The sequence below is a fragment of the Stenotrophomonas sp. FBCC-B152 genome (assembly GCF_059134105.1).
Genome location: NZ_CP101442.1, coordinates 3,648,336 through 3,661,709, shown reverse-complemented (window position 1 = coordinate 3,661,709; position 13,374 = coordinate 3,648,336). Strand labels below are relative to the sequence as shown.

The 13,374-nt window shown below is 61.4% G+C and carries 11 protein-coding genes and 1 pseudogene; 4 read left to right on the top strand and 8 right to left on the bottom strand.

Features of this window, described 5'->3' with window-relative positions; all coding sequences use genetic code 11:
- Positions 1 to 61: 61 nt before the first annotated feature.
- From NMB40_RS16745 to ubiK, 6 genes and pseudogenes are all read right to left on the bottom strand, one after another.
- The gene (locus tag NMB40_RS16745; protein WP_494359156.1) at positions 62 to 766 is read right to left on the bottom strand and encodes a tyrosine-type recombinase/integrase; all 705 of its coding nucleotides are present in this window, start codon (positions 764 to 766) and stop codon (positions 62 to 64) included.
- 535 nt (positions 767 to 1,301) lie between these two features.
- The gene (locus NMB40_RS16740; protein WP_494359155.1) at positions 1,302 to 1,856 is read right to left on the bottom strand and encodes a hypothetical protein; all 555 of its coding nucleotides are present in this window, start codon (positions 1,854 to 1,856) and stop codon (positions 1,302 to 1,304) included.
- The gene (locus NMB40_RS16735) at positions 1,849 to 3,951 is read right to left on the bottom strand and encodes a hypothetical protein (protein WP_494359154.1); all 2,103 of its coding nucleotides are present in this window, start codon (positions 3,949 to 3,951) and stop codon (positions 1,849 to 1,851) included. Before NMB40_RS16735 ends, NMB40_RS16740 begins: the two co-directional genes overlap by 8 nt.
- Complete coding sequence (locus NMB40_RS16730; protein ID WP_494359153.1) at positions 3,944 to 6,172, bottom strand: hypothetical protein; 2,229 nt, start codon at positions 6,170 to 6,172, stop codon at positions 3,944 to 3,946. The genes NMB40_RS16735 and NMB40_RS16730 overlap by 8 nt, the downstream gene beginning before the upstream one ends.
- A gap of 89 nt (positions 6,173 to 6,261) precedes the next feature.
- Positions 6,262 to 7,161: pseudogene (locus tag NMB40_RS16725) on the bottom strand (YifB family Mg chelatase-like AAA ATPase); the annotation flags it as partial.
- An 11-nt stretch (positions 7,162 to 7,172) separates the two neighbouring features.
- The gene (gene ubiK, locus NMB40_RS16720; protein ID WP_068854332.1) at positions 7,173 to 7,442 is read right to left on the bottom strand and encodes a ubiquinone biosynthesis accessory factor UbiK; all 270 of its coding nucleotides are present in this window, start codon (positions 7,440 to 7,442) and stop codon (positions 7,173 to 7,175) included.
- Between the two features lie 171 nt (positions 7,443 to 7,613).
- Here ubiK and NMB40_RS16715 point away from each other — a divergent pair, with 171 nt between their 5' ends.
- Complete coding sequence (locus tag NMB40_RS16715) at positions 7,614 to 7,952, top strand: P-II family nitrogen regulator (RefSeq protein WP_068854331.1); 339 nt, start codon at positions 7,614 to 7,616, stop codon at positions 7,950 to 7,952.
- Here the strand turns inward: NMB40_RS16715 and NMB40_RS16710 are convergent.
- Positions 7,949 to 8,596 (bottom strand): RIO1 family regulatory kinase/ATPase domain-containing protein, encoded by a 648-nt coding sequence (locus NMB40_RS16710; protein ID WP_282243183.1) that lies wholly within the window; start codon positions 8,594 to 8,596, stop codon positions 7,949 to 7,951. The two genes, NMB40_RS16715 and NMB40_RS16710, sit on opposite strands and share 4 nt — an antisense overlap.
- A gap of 457 nt (positions 8,597 to 9,053) precedes the next feature.
- On the opposite strand from NMB40_RS16710, the gene NMB40_RS16705 reads away from it, so the two are divergent.
- The gene (locus tag NMB40_RS16705; RefSeq protein WP_494359152.1) at positions 9,054 to 9,959 is read left to right on the top strand and encodes an aspartyl/asparaginyl beta-hydroxylase domain-containing protein; all 906 of its coding nucleotides are present in this window, start codon (positions 9,054 to 9,056) and stop codon (positions 9,957 to 9,959) included.
- 141 nt (positions 9,960 to 10,100) lie between these two features.
- Here NMB40_RS16705 and speE read toward each other — a convergent pair whose 3' ends face one another.
- Positions 10,101 to 10,955 (bottom strand): polyamine aminopropyltransferase, encoded by an 855-nt coding sequence (gene speE / locus NMB40_RS16700; RefSeq protein ID WP_494359151.1) that lies wholly within the window; start codon positions 10,953 to 10,955, stop codon positions 10,101 to 10,103.
- 150 nt (positions 10,956 to 11,105) lie between these two features.
- Between speE and speA the strand changes: the two genes are divergently transcribed.
- Both speA and NMB40_RS16690 read left to right on the top strand, forming a co-directional pair.
- Complete coding sequence (gene speA, locus NMB40_RS16695) at positions 11,106 to 12,995, top strand: arginine decarboxylase (protein ID WP_494359150.1); 1,890 nt, start codon at positions 11,106 to 11,108, stop codon at positions 12,993 to 12,995.
- 40 nt (positions 12,996 to 13,035) lie between these two features.
- Entirely contained in the window at positions 13,036 to 13,353 is a 318-nt protein-coding gene (locus NMB40_RS16690; protein ID WP_494359149.1) for a DUF6122 family protein, read from the top strand.
- The last annotated feature ends 21 nt before the right edge of the window (positions 13,354 to 13,374 follow it).

Sequence of the window (13,374 nt, the reverse complement as noted above, 5' to 3'; positions counted from 1 at the left end):
ACGATAAGCCTTCATCCTGCCGTCTACCTCTGATGGGATACCGATTGCGAACGTGCTCGGATCAATCCCCCGGCCTGGAAAGCGCCGCCACCATCAGCTCGTCGATGTTGAAGCCGCGACTGCCCATGGCTTCGTCAAAGGCTAGGTGTATGTAGTGATCGAGCGACGCAAGGTTACGGTGCCCCGTCCACTGTGAGACCTTGAAGCGCAGTGTCTCGCCCTCAAGGAGGGCGCGGCGGAATTGATCCTCGTTCTCCAACTCGTGCTGCTCGATCAGGGCAACGAACAGACGGGTTATGAAGCGATGCCTGAAGAGATGTGGCGAGACCCTGCTTCTCAAGCCTGCATGTGCAGCAAGCTTCGCTACCTCCTGGGTCAGCGTACTTGGCCGAAGCGCGCTCCCGTCTCTGCCGTTGACTAGAACGTACCCGTGATCGTTCCCTTTCAGGTGTTTAGACACGATCCGCGATCTGTAGATCTCGATGTACGTATTGATGTATTCGATGTCGCGCCGGTTGATGGGAATCAGGCGGCTCGGTGGCGTCCAGGCGCGCGTCTTCAACGTAATTAGCTTGAGCATCGGCCTCGTCATTGCTAAGGCTGACTTCACTGCCTGAGTGGTCAAAAGTGCTAGCTCGCCACGGCGAGCACCTGTGATCTCCATCAATCGAAGCATTACCAAACGCCGCATTCTCTGATGAGGATTAGTCGAGGCAGTTTCGCTGGCAGCAACCAGCGAGTCGATTACTTCCCTGGTGGTGGGCATGCGGCGGCGCTGCGGTTCCGGACGTGGGAAGGATGCATGGTTAAGCCCGCCAGCTGCCCTCCTTGCGCTACTTCGGCTGCTGTTCGATTTGGTGAAGTAGATCCGTATTCGTCCAGTCTCGGAAACCGCGTCAGCCTCCCCGCCATGGGCGGCAACCGACCTCATGAGTTGGAGGCAGGTGCGTCCAATCTCTCGAACCATCTTCGGACTGCGCCCTGTTCCATGCTCCGAGATGAAATGGATGAAGCTGGTGAACTCCGCATCTGTGATGGTAGACAGGCTGATCTTTCTAGCCCAAACGAATCGCAGGAGGTGGGATATGTGTGCCGCAAAGGTGGCGATTGAACCACCGCGATTGACTCTGGATAGCCGCCGTTCGGTAAGTTCCCTGATGAATCTATTTGCGTCATGGCACCACGATCCGTCTGGCCATTGAAACATCGCAACATCCTTGGCATCCATGACCGATAGGCGCCCGCTGGCATCAATGCAATGCGGAAGCGCCAAAGTTGTGCTGAGGCTGTACAACTGCTTGTTACTTGACATTCTTTCCTCGCAGGTGAATTACTTTGCTCGGTTCTGCGAGGATGCGGCGCAGCGAAAGGCCTCGGTCAATCTCAAGTTGCTCCTTCACGCAAACAGAGTTTGTCGGCTCACCGGCAGCCAAGGCGTAGCGTCGTGCCTGAGAGCAACGTATATCAAATGCTCGCTGTAGCAGGAAAAGGTCCTCGCGCAGAATCTGGCACTCACGTTTCAGAAGTGCCACTGTGTTCTCAACGTCCTTTCGAGTAGGGCGAAGTCGCCCCTCAGCCGTCTTAGATCGAGCGTTAAGGCTCGAGAGCGTCTCTCTGCGAAGGCGATCTAGGATGGAGAAGTCACCAAGGACAATTCCGGCGGTGAATTTCTGGTGGTTCAGGCTCATTGCGGATACCGTCTTGTCCTGACGCGAATACGCGGCAAGAGAAGACTGAGAGCGAAGCGCCTGCACAAGGCTATCTTCCGGCGTATGGCTGCCGCCGATGATGCTGCGCAGCAGTTGCACTAGCGCCAGCAAGCTGTCCTGATCGACTTTGGGGGATCTCTTAGGCATCGCTTCCTCCAAGGATTCGGCGTTCTGGCCGAACCTCAACCAGAACCTTGTACTTGCCTCCGCGGTCGAGAAATACGGGTTCTACGTGCATTGATCCATCTTCGATCATATCCCTCACGTAGGCCTCTAGATCATCGCCACTAAGCAGGTGGAACTCAAACGTACTGAAGCGCTTGAAAAGCATCTCTCTGACCCCGTCTCCTATCAATTCTTCAGAAGAACTTGAGCTCAGCGCATCCCTAACATACTGCGCCTTGATTCCTCTAAGGACGGCACCAGGCATTGCTTCACTTATGTAGTGATACACGTGGGATACATCCGCATGGCCTAGGAATGACCTGAGCGTGTCGAGCCCGCCAAAGCCGTTGCCCCAGAAGAAGGCCATCGCAAAGAATCGACGTAGTTGGTGCTGCCTCAGGTAGTTGCGTTGACCAAACTCGTTGATCGGAAGTTCTGACCAATCGCAGAACGAGTCCAACGCGACGTCGGTGAAGGAAGTCTCCGATGCCACAAGACCGTGCCCTCTGCTCTTAGGGTAAGCGAACAGCTTTGTAGGCCGCGGAAGGCCTCCGAGAGCTATCAGACCCTGCTGAAGACGCTCCAGCATTCTGATACAGGAGCAGGCTAGCGATGGAAGCGGAACGCGATGGACATCACGAAGACCCACAGGGCCAGATTTTCGGTTCCGGATGAACATCCATTCTCCAGATGAATCCGTCGCCTCGCCGGATATCAAGTCGCAGAGCTCACCGTCACGCCGGGCTGATAGGGAGCCGACCAGGACCAGACACGCACCGTAGAGAACGCGAAGTGCCTCCACCAAGCCTACATTTGCCCGTAGATGAACATGATAGGACGCTTCAATTGCGCCATCGCTTTGCTGAGAACCTGCCAAGATCGACCAGCGACGAACGCCAAGGGAGCGACAGCCCTGCGTGATAACGCTCTCAATACCTACGACACGGCTAAGTGTCGAGATCGTCAAACCTGCGTCTGCCGCACTGCGTGCAACTGCCAAGTAGCTATCCACGAGATCGTCACCGTGCAACATAACGAACTCGGTGGCCTTCCTGAAGGCAAGGAGTACAGTCGCCGCAGGCACGGTACGGAACCTGCCCGGAAGGACTGAATTTACGGTCAGCACGTGCCGAGATGGGATATCCGCCGAAGGCAGGTTGTCTGCACTCAGCAGGGCCAGTGACTGGATGATACCCCTATAGACATCGATGGATTGAGCCCTGCCAGGGTTCTCCGCGCCGGCTCGAATCGGCACCGCCGAGCACTCCCGCATTCTTCTGCGTCCGGAGTGAATGAGGAGCTCGGGAGGGATCGGAAGGTTTCGGTTGCTCACAAGCCCGCTGGGAAATAGCAGCGGCATCAAGAGTCGTGAGTTAGGCCGGTACGCGTGAAGTTTGTCGGAGCCTCCATGGCGCTCGTAGAAGCCGCGCCTCCATAGCGCGCACCTGGCCTTCGCAATTTCAGCATCCTCAAGATCGGTGACTCTCTCGGGCGGGATGTCACTGCTGTGCGGAAGTGTGGCCTCGCATGGCGCAATTCCCAACGATCTGTCTTCCTCGATCAAATCGCGAAGCAATGCAGAGAGACGGCTAGGCCAATCATAGATTGCAGTGCTGACATGGCCGCGCGCCAGCCTGTCCAATAGGGCGACCAGGTCATTCCTGGTAACGGCAGATATTCCGAGTTTATCGATACCCAAGGCGGATGCATGAATCAGTAGGTAGTCGATCAGCGCAAGCGTGTACCGAAGGCGGTTGTATAGCGAGGTATTGGACACCACAGTCCTGGACGTGTCCGGATGCGCTTGTATCGAGAGCCACGATCGGAAGACATGCCACAATTCCTCATGCTTCGGATCCGTGAGCAGGGCGCCTGACCTGCCCACCGTTACTCTCCAGTCAATAACGAACGGATGTGCGCACTCGAAGATCCAGACCGTCGCTGAGTAGTCGCATTGGGTAAGAAAGGTCGGGTTCCTGTACTTGTGGCCTTTGGTAGGCAAATATGCCTCGAGGAACTGCAGGTCCGGATGAAGAGTACTATGGCCTGAGTCACCTTCTTTTCTGGTGCTACGCATATGCGATTCCCTTCACGATCGCTGGGTCGGCCATGGCTAGAGCCTTCGCGAGGATGGGCGCCAAATCCGTCCTGTCTTCCAGTTCAGGCCGAATCTTACGGTATAGATTGGCCCACCAATGCGCCCTATCGCAGAAGGAATCGGGCGCTGCATCCACAGCAAGTTGCAGGCTTATGAGCGCCGCCACGACTTGCTGCTCAACGTTAAAAAGTATCTTTCCTGCCGTCTCCGATATGCCGCTGACATTGGTGATGTTATCCCCGGCTTCTGCCTGATGCTGTGCCATCTCAAACGCATGAAGCCTCATGAATTCCTCTAGCTCTTGGACGGTCTTGAAGCCGGACGCTGGGAGTTGCAGGTCAGATCCCACAAGTGCTTGGCAGATTACGGAAGTCTGTACGGTGCGAATCCAGCGCTCTTCAAAGAACTCCCTCATCACCCGGGGGAGGTAGTGATCTAGAAGCCTAGGGCTATATGCGTCATGGCCCAAGGCCCGGGACATAGCATGAGGACTGCCAGTCTCCAGATAGACCAAGGTGCCTGCACTCGATCTCAGGCTTGAGAGTGAAAAGCGTGTTGCTAGTTGCATTGCATGTTCATCCGATTCGCAGTGCAACCGGAACTCCTGTGCAAGGCGCGGCGTAAGGTAGTTAGCGTGCTTTACTGCGTTGAAGACACTGACTGGTCGATGAGGCGATGTGCACTGTAGAAGCAGTCGTCGCCAATGGTCATTCCCTTCGGCCTTTAGGATGGCACGCTGCGTTGAGGTAACTTGAATGATGTCTTGGACTATTTGCTCGGTCTTCTCATTCAGTCGGATTCGCTGTTCCGCCAGATTTGATCCCCTCCTTCGCTTCATGCCAACAAGATATGTGGAACCATCAATATCTATGATGCCTAGCGGCCGGCCGTGTGCATCGGCGATCTCCAATTCTTGAAGGAATGCTGGAGTGATCGCTGGGTGACTCAGTATCAGTACTGCGGAGTAGGCCAGGAGGTCCATCGGCGTTGCAATTCCCAGTGCATCTGAGGCTAGTTTTCCGCTCACGACTTTTGAGTTCGGAGCGCAGACAAGTGGCATAGCTCTCGCTTCGAACCTCTCCGCAGTGGCTTCGATCGCCTCTCGATGCGTAAAGTTCTTTGGCAATCGATCCAAGATTCTTGGTTGCGGATCTGCCCGCATGTCTGCGGTTATCGACTCGCGCAGTCGCTGACCCTTCAGGGCGCGTTCGCACCTTTCTTTTGCCCAGCACTCTACAGCGTAAATGTCGCGCTTGAAGCGGTCATAGATCGCTTGCTTTGCCTCCCTATCTCGTATGCTCAAAGGAATGTCTGTCAACAATTTCGACTTGTACTCGCAACCATCCTTCGACTTCTTCACGCGCAGAAGCCGTTCGGGGACGCGAGGTGCGGGGGGGATCGGAATCGGTGCATCAGGCGTGGACCAGATGATGCCAAGGACATGCCGCTCAAGTGTTCTGGCGAGTTCTGCCCACTGTCTCTTTGCGACCCGCATCGCGTTGAAATTGGCGTGAGATTCCCTAAAGAAGGAAACAAAGAGGTCTCGCGTGAAATGCGTCATCCATACAGGATCTTGGAAGTGATCGGCTCCTACAGAAAGGGGCTGCTTAGACAGGTGTGACACAAGGGATTTGATGCCGATTGGACCATCGAGCAAGGTTTGTGAGTACCACTGCCGTAGTGCCTTATGGAGCCTTGTACAGAACTCTGTGCCATATCTTTCTTCAACAGCGTGGAGTTCAAGGTAGGAGGACTTCCCTCTTCGGTTGCTGATAGTCCAGCCCGCCCAGAAGATTCGACGGTCTCCATCAAGAGTAGTGTTCTCGAATGCTTCAGCTAGTGCTTGGGTAGAGGCTGGTATGGCTTTGGTAAGCCGTACAAGTGGTGGGGTGAACTGTGGATCTAGTACTGAAATTGCTGAGAGAAAGAGTCTGCTGTAGTTGTATCGCTTTGCCGCACTTAGCTCGGCAAAGGATCTTGAGTGCAGCGCACCGATGAAGCCGCGGGCAGCGGATTCCCACATTGGAGTGTTGCGGTTCTGCGCGTGTAGCTGTTGCCCGGTCAGTTCCAAGTACGCTTCGAGAAGTGTCAGCAGCCTGATAGGCGCATTTTTCAGCGAGCGAAGTGTGGCCCGGACTTGATCGCAAACAGCAGGGCTGTTGTAGGTGCTGAAGCAGTCTGGAGCTGTGACGAGTGTCATAGGTCACCTATAGATATGTTTGATTTTCCTCGCTATGTTTTAGCGCGTTCTACGTGTTTGACAACACGTGGCAAAGACTAAAAGTGCGGCTCGTCCAGAAACAGCACGCCGTTGTGCGCCAGCGAGATCTCGCCGGGCCGGGGATAGGAGCCGCCGCCGACCAGCGACACGGCGCTGGCGGTGTGGTGGGGCGCGCGGTACGGGCGATGACGCCAGCGGGCGGTGTCGATGCCAGCCCCACTGCACGAAGCGATGGTCGCCGTTTCGAGCGCTTCGGCCTCGCTGGCGTCGGGCAGGATGCCGGGCAGGCGCGAGGCCAGCAGGGTCTTTCCGCAACCCGGCGTGCCAAGAAGGAGCAGGTGGTGCCCGCCAGCGGCGGCCACTTCCAGTGCGCGGCGCGCCTGCTGCTGGCCGCGCACATCGCGCAGGTCCGGCACCGCCAGCGGGACCACCGGCGCCGGTACGGCACGTGGCAGCGAGCGGCTCTCCAGCGCGGCGCACACTTCCAGCAGGGTGCGGGCGACGCGGACATCCGCGTGCTGGGCCAGGGCGGCTTCGGCGCCGTTGGCGCTGGCGACAATCAGGGTCCGGCCCAGTTCCGCCGCCGCGATGGCCGCGGGCAGCGCACCGTCCACGCCACGCAGCTCCCCGGTGAGGGCGAGCTCGCCCAGGAATTCGTAGTTGGCCAGCAGCTGGCGATCGATCTGGTCGCTGGCGGCCAGGATGCCCAGCGCAATGGCGAGGTCGAAGCGACCTCCTTCCTTGGGCAGGTCGGCCGGGGCCAGGTTGATCAGGATGCGCCGCTGCGGGTACTCGAACTGGGCGCAGACCAATGCGGCGCGGACCCGGTCGCGCGATTCGCGCACCGCTGCTTCGGGCAGGCCGACGATCTGGGTATGCGGCAGGCCGCCGGAGAGGAGGACTTCGATCCGGACCGCGGGCGCGTGAACGCCGGCGCGGGCACGGCTGTGCACCAGCGCCAGGCTCATCGGGTTTCCTTTTACGGGGCCGGGCGCTCGGCCGGCGGTTGGGCGGCCGCTTCCAGCGCGGCCACGGTCTTCTCCAGCGCTTCCAGCTTCTCGCGGGTGCGCAGCAGCACGGCGCGCTGTACGTCGAATTCCTCGCGGGTCACCAGGTCCAGCTTGCCCAGGCCGGCCTGGAGCGCGCTCTTGAAGGTGGCCTGCAGTTCTTCGCGCGACTGGCGCAGCCCCGGGGGGACCATGTCGCTCAGGCGGCGCGCCAGATCATCGAGTTGGTTGAGGTCAATCATGGGGTCTCCGCAGGTGGGGAAATTCTCGGCGTGGCGGGCCGCAACCACCATCAGGCGGGCCAGGCTTCACGGGTAAGGATAATCCGCACCGCAGGAGCCGGTGCGATACGGGTGCATCGCGTTCACCGGGGGACAGGCGTTATCCTCTGCCGCGAAGACAGGAGCAGACGAATGAAGATGGTCATGGCGGTGCTCAAGCCGTTCAAGCTCGATGACGTGCGCGAAGCGCTGGCCGAACGGGGTGTCACCGGGATCACGGTGACCGAGGTCAAGGGCTTCGGGCGGCAGAAGGGGCATACCGAGCTGTACCGGGGCGCCGAGTACGTGGTGGATTTCCTGCCGAAGGTGAAGATTGAAGTGGCGGTCACCGACGGCCAGGTCGACGAGGTGGTGGAAGCCATCGTCAAGGCCGCCGGCACCGGCAAGATCGGCGACGGCAAGGTGTTCGTCTACGACCTGGGCAGCGTGGTGCGGATCCGCACCGGCGAATTGGACGCCGACGCGCTTTAACCCTTGAACCACCGGTAGAACCGCTTCCAGGCCACGCGCACGCCGGCCACCCAGCGCGGGTCGGCCACCTGGGCCGCTTCGGCGGCGCTGGGGCGGGTACCGGTCAGGCGCTGGCGCATCTTGAGCAGGTTCTTGCGGTCGCTGCGGCGCAGCTGGCGCGACACCGGGTGCACCGGCAGCCAGCGCGGGCTGCGCCAGGCCGAGGTGAAGTCCACCAGCACCGGCACGTTGCCGTTGACCATCACGTTGGTGCCATGCAGGTCGTTGTGGGTGATGCCGGCCGCATGCAGGCGCTCGAGCGCGTACTGCAGCTGTTCGAACACCTCGATGCCCACCGACTGGGCCGCGCTCAGGGTCTGCCCGGGAATGAACTCCATGCCCAGCGCCAGGCCGCCGATGGTGCCCAGCAGGGCCGGGGCGTGCTTCCAGCCGGCCAGGCGCTGCAGGATGCGGGCCTCGCGGCGGACCAGCAGGCGCGCGATGGGCGACAGCGGGGTGCCGCGGTAGCGGGTGTAGTCCTTGACCACGGCCGGCTGCCCATTCAGGCAGGTGCGGTAGACATCGGGTTCAAGCAGGCGTTCGCCGCGCTTGAGCAGCTCGGCGGGGGCGGTGTCGTCGACACACGAAGCAACGATTGTATTCATGACGTTCTGGGGCGACCCGGCGGTCGGCGCAAAGCGTCAGGCGTACCGGTGTAGCTGAATGGCGGTGGGTGATGATTTCGTTAATTTTAGTACTCGCGAGTACACCAAACCACCCTTTGTCGCAAAAATGTCATAACCGGGGGTGGAACAGTTTGTCGCGTTCACCCGGCGCGCAGCGCCTGGTTCCATGGATAGTAGTTACAAATCAATGACTTGGATCTTTGTGCCCGCTACCTGAGCCGATGCCTCGTTCCCACGGCCGTCCTGAGGCGCTTCGACAGGTGGGCATGAACGTCCCGTCCGACCGGCTTGACCGGGACAGGAAGGGTGCGGACCATAGCGGTGTTGAACACGGCCTGCGCGGCAGCACCGCACCTGACGGCACGTCTCCGTCGCGCCCGGCTCTCCCCCTCTTTTTGGCCCGCATGGGCGTCCGGCAGCGGCCGGTGGATGCTTGATGATCAAGATTATTGTGGTGGCCCTGTTCGTGGCATGCGTGCTGTACGTGCATTACCGCGGCAAGGTGCGCGCGCGCTGGTCGCGCCAGCTGCTCGACCATTCCAGCTTCATGGCACCGATCAACGTGATCATGTACCTGTTCTCCAAGGTGCCGACCACGCCGTTCCTGGACCCGGGCAAGGACTTCCCCCAGCTGGAACCGTTGCGCGCCAACTGGACCATGATCCGTGACGAGGCACTGGCGCTGCGCGATGCGGAGAAGATTGCCGCGTCCAGTTCGTACAACGACGCCGGCTTCAATTCGTTCTTCCGCCGCGGCTGGAAGCGCTTCTACCTGAAGTGGTACGGCCCGTCGCACCCGTCGGCGAAGCAGCTGTGCCCGAAGACCACCGCGCTGCTGGAGTCGATTCCGGACGTGCGTGCGGCCATGTTCGCCCAGCTGCCGCCGGGCAGCGAGCTGCGCCCGCACCGCGACCCGTTCGCCGGTTCGCTGCGCCTGCACCTGGGCCTGGCCACGCCGAACGATGACCGCTGCTACATCGAAGTGGACGGCATCCGCAAAAGCTGGCGCGATGGCGAGTGGATGATGTTCGACGAAACCTACATCCACCACGCGCACAACGAGACCGATGCAGACCGGGTGATCCTGTTCTGCGATATCGCGCGCCCGCTGCGCTTCGGCCTGCCGGGCCTGTTCAACCGTGCGGTGGCGGCCACGCTGCTGGCCGGTGGGGCTTCGCCGAACCTGCCGGGCGACCCGACCGGTGGGGTGAACAAGGCGTTCGGCGGCCTGTACAAGGTGCGCCTGAAGGCCAAGGCGCTGCGCGCGCGCAGCGCGTTCGCCTACCACGCGATCAAGTGGGGGCTGGTGCTGCTGGTGATCGCGGGAATCTGGGCCCTTTGAGGCCCGTATCGACCAACGGTCGATACCTACCGGAATGAAAAACCCGCGCTGTCGCCAGCGCGGGTTTTTTCATCGACGTGTGACGACCAACGGTCGTCACCTACCCGGTAGGTACCGACCGTTGGTCGGTACGCGGCCCGATCAACCCTTCAGGGCGGCCGCCACGAAGGGCGGGGTGACGAGCACGCCGGTGTGCAGCGCGGCGGTGTAGTACAGCGTGTCGAAGCTCTTGGAGGCCGAATCGGCCTGGCGGAAGTCGAAGCTGCTCTGGCCCTTGCGCGCCAGGGTCACGCTCCACCAGCCGGTGGGGTAGCACGGCTGCGGGAACGGCAGGGTCTTGAACGACTGGAAGCCGGCCTTGCCCATCTCGGTGCGCATTTCGTTGATCAGGTCCAGCTGCATCAGCGGCGATTCGGACTGCTGCACCAGGATGCCGTCTTCCTTCAGCGCCTTGAAGCAGCTCTCGTAGAAGGCCTTGTTGAACAGGCCCTCACCCGGGCCGACCGGGTCGGTGGAATCGACGATCACCACGTCCACGCTGCCGGCCGGGCAGTTGGCCATGTAGGCCACGCCGTCGTCGAACATCAGCTCGGCGCGCGGGTCATGGTTGGAATCGCACAGTTCCGGGAAGTGCTTCTCGGCCATGCGGGTGACCTGCTCGTCGATGTCGCACTGGGTCACGCTCTCCACGCCCGGGTGCTTGAGCACCTCGCGCAGGGTGCCGCAGTCGCCGCCGCCGATGATCACCACGCGCTTGGGGGCGGCGTGGGTGAACAGCACCGGGTGGCTGATCATCTCGTGATAGAAGAAGTTGTCCTTGCTGGTCAACATGATGGCGCCATCGATGGTCATCAGGTTGCCCCAGTCGGTGGTGGCGAAGATCTCGATCTTCTGGAACGGCGACTGCACTTCGTCCAGCTTGCCCGTCAGGCGGTAGCCGATGGCCGAGCCGGTGCGCTCGAAATGCTCGATGTACCAGTTGTTGTTGTCAGTCATGGGATAACGGTCCTGTTCGGAGGGGGGATGGAGCCGGGCAAGCCTGTTCAGGTTCCAGCCTGGGCACGGGCGCGGGCGCGCATGATAACGGAGCTGTCGCCATATAGGCGTTATCATGCACCCCCTTTTTTACCAACCAGGCCGACTGCAATGACCGATTGGTCCCTCGACCAAGCCCGCAAGACCTACTCGATTCCGCATTGGGCGGATGGCTACTTCGACGTGGATCAGGCAGGACACATGGTGGTGAGACCGACTGGCCAGGACGGCCCGGTGGTGTCCCTGCCCAAGGTGGTGGACGCCGCGCGCGCGGCCGGGGCCAAGCTGCCGCTGCTGGTGCGCTTCCCGGACATCCTGGGCCAGCGCCTGGGCAAGCTGCAGGCCGCCTTCGGGCAGGCCCAGGCCGACTGGGACTACGCCGGCGGCTATACGGCGGTGTACCCGATCAAGGTCAACCAGCACCGTGGCGTGGCCGGCACCCTGGCCAGCCACCACGGCGAAGGCTTTGGCCTGGAAGCAGGCAGCAAGCCGGAGCTGATGGCGGTGCTGGCACTGTCGCGCCCGGGCGGCCTGATCGTCTGCAACGGCTACAAGGACCGCGAGTACATCCGCCTGGCCCTGATCGGCCGCAAGCTGGGCCTGCAGACCTTCATCGTCATTGAAAAGCCCTCCGAGCTGAAGCTGGTGCTGGAGGAAGCCAAGGCCCTGGACGTGAAGCCGGGCCTGGGCGTGCGCATGCGCCTGGCCTCGCTGGGCGCGGGCAAGTGGCAGAACAGCGGCGGCGACAAGGCCAAGTTCGGCCTGTCCCCGCGCCAGCTGCTGGACCTGTGGAAGTCGCTGCGCGACACCGAGTACGCCGACTGCCTGAGCCTGCTGCACTTCCACATGGGCTCGCAGATCTCCAACGTGCGCGACATCGCCAACGGCATGCGCGAAGCCACCCGCTACTTCGTGGAGCTGTCGCGCCTGGGCGCGAAGATCACCCACGTGGACGTGGGCGGCGGGCTGGGCGTGGACTACGAAGGCACCCGTTCGCGCAGCTTCTGCTCGATCAACTACGGGCTGGATTCGTACGCCAGCAACATCGTGCAGCCGCTGGCCAATGCCTGCGAAGAACACGGCCTGACTCCGCCGCGGATCGTCACCGAGTGCGGCCGCGCGATGACCGCGCACCACGCGGTGCTGATCGCCAACGTGTCCGAAGTCGAAGAAGCGCAGGAAGGCCGCGTGCCCGACCAGCACGACGACGAGCCGGCCGCGATCCGCCACCTGCGCGAGATCCATGATGAGCTGGACCAGCGCCCGGCGGTGGAACTGTTCCAGGAAGCCCAGCACTTCCACGCCGAAGGCCTGTCCAGCTATGCGCTGGGCCAGATCGACCTGCCGCAGCGGGCCCGCATCGATGACCTGTTCTACGCCATCGCCCACGCCGTGCGTGCACGCCTGAGCTATGACGAGAAGAGCCACCGCCCGGCGCTGGATGAGTTGAACGAGCGCCTGGTGGACAAGTACTTCGTCAACTTCAGCGTGTTCGAGTCGATTCCCGACGCCTGGGCGATCGACCAGGTGTTCCCGATCGTGCCGATCGAGCGCCTGGACGAGGCGCCGCAGCGCCGCGGCATCATCGCCGACATGACCTGCGATTCGGATGGCATGGTCAAGACCTATGTCGAGAACGAGAGCCTGGATACCTCGCTGCCGCTGCATGCGGTGCGCGCGGGCGAAAGCTACCGCATCGGCTTCTTCATGGTGGGTGCCTACCAGGAAATCCTGGGCGACATCCACAACCTGTTCGGCGATACCGACGCGGTGGAAGTGCGGGCCGAGGCCGATGGCTACGCGATCACCCAGCAGCGCCGCGGCGACACCACCGACGTGATGCTGGATTACGTGGGCTACAGCCTGGCTGACCTGCGCGCCAGCTACGCCGAGCGGGTGGCGGCGGCCAAGCTGTCGCCGGAACGCGCGCAGGAGCTGTCCGAGGCACTGGAAGCGGGCCTGACCGGGTACACGTACCTTTCTGATGAGCCGCTGATCTGATCGGCACGGTTGCCATCGCGACCTGCGGCGCGGCTGCCTGATGAGCAGCCGCGCCATTTTCCATCTGTTCCTGCACGCGGCGGTGCCGGCCCTGCTGGCCTGGATGTTCTGGCGTAAGCGGTTCCTGTCGGCCTGGGCGTTGCTGCTGCTGGGTTGGATCATCGACCTGGACCACCTGCTGGCCGATCCGATCTATGCGCCGAACCGCTGCAGCATCGGTTTCCATCCGTTGCACACCGCACCGGCCATCGCGGTGTATGCGGGCTTGTGCGTACCGAAGAAGACGCGGTTGTTCGGGATCGGGTTGATCATCCACATCGTGTTGGATGCGATTGACTGCTGGTGGATGCGCGCATGACACACCGATGGACGCCGCAGG

Bases quoted from the DNA above. Each gene is read 5' to 3' on its own strand.
- NMB40_RS16745 (WP_494359156.1), bottom strand. From the start codon at position 766: ATGCCCACCACCAGGGAAGTAATCGACTCGCTGGTTGCTGCCAGCGAA.
- NMB40_RS16740 (WP_494359155.1), bottom strand. From the start codon at position 1,856: ATGCCTAAGAGATCCCCCAAAGTCGATCAGGACAGCTTGCTGGCGCTA.
- NMB40_RS16735 (WP_494359154.1), bottom strand. From the start codon at position 3,951: ATGCGTAGCACCAGAAAAGAAGGTGACTCAGGCCATAGTACTCTTCAT.
- NMB40_RS16730 (WP_494359153.1), bottom strand. From the start codon at position 6,172: ATGACACTCGTCACAGCTCCAGACTGCTTCAGCACCTACAACAGCCCT.
- ubiK (WP_068854332.1), bottom strand. From the start codon at position 7,442: ATGATTGACCTCAACCAACTCGATGATCTGGCGCGCCGCCTGAGCGAC.
- NMB40_RS16715 (WP_068854331.1), top strand. From the start codon at position 7,614: ATGAAGATGGTCATGGCGGTGCTCAAGCCGTTCAAGCTCGATGACGTG.
- NMB40_RS16710 (WP_282243183.1), bottom strand. From the start codon at position 8,596: ATGAATACAATCGTTGCTTCGTGTGTCGACGACACCGCCCCCGCCGAG.
- NMB40_RS16705 (WP_494359152.1), top strand. From the start codon at position 9,054: ATGATCAAGATTATTGTGGTGGCCCTGTTCGTGGCATGCGTGCTGTAC.
- speE (WP_494359151.1), bottom strand. From the start codon at position 10,955: ATGACTGACAACAACAACTGGTACATCGAGCATTTCGAGCGCACCGGC.
- speA (WP_494359150.1), top strand. From the start codon at position 11,106: ATGACCGATTGGTCCCTCGACCAAGCCCGCAAGACCTACTCGATTCCG.
- NMB40_RS16690 (WP_494359149.1), top strand. From the start codon at position 13,036: ATGAGCAGCCGCGCCATTTTCCATCTGTTCCTGCACGCGGCGGTGCCG.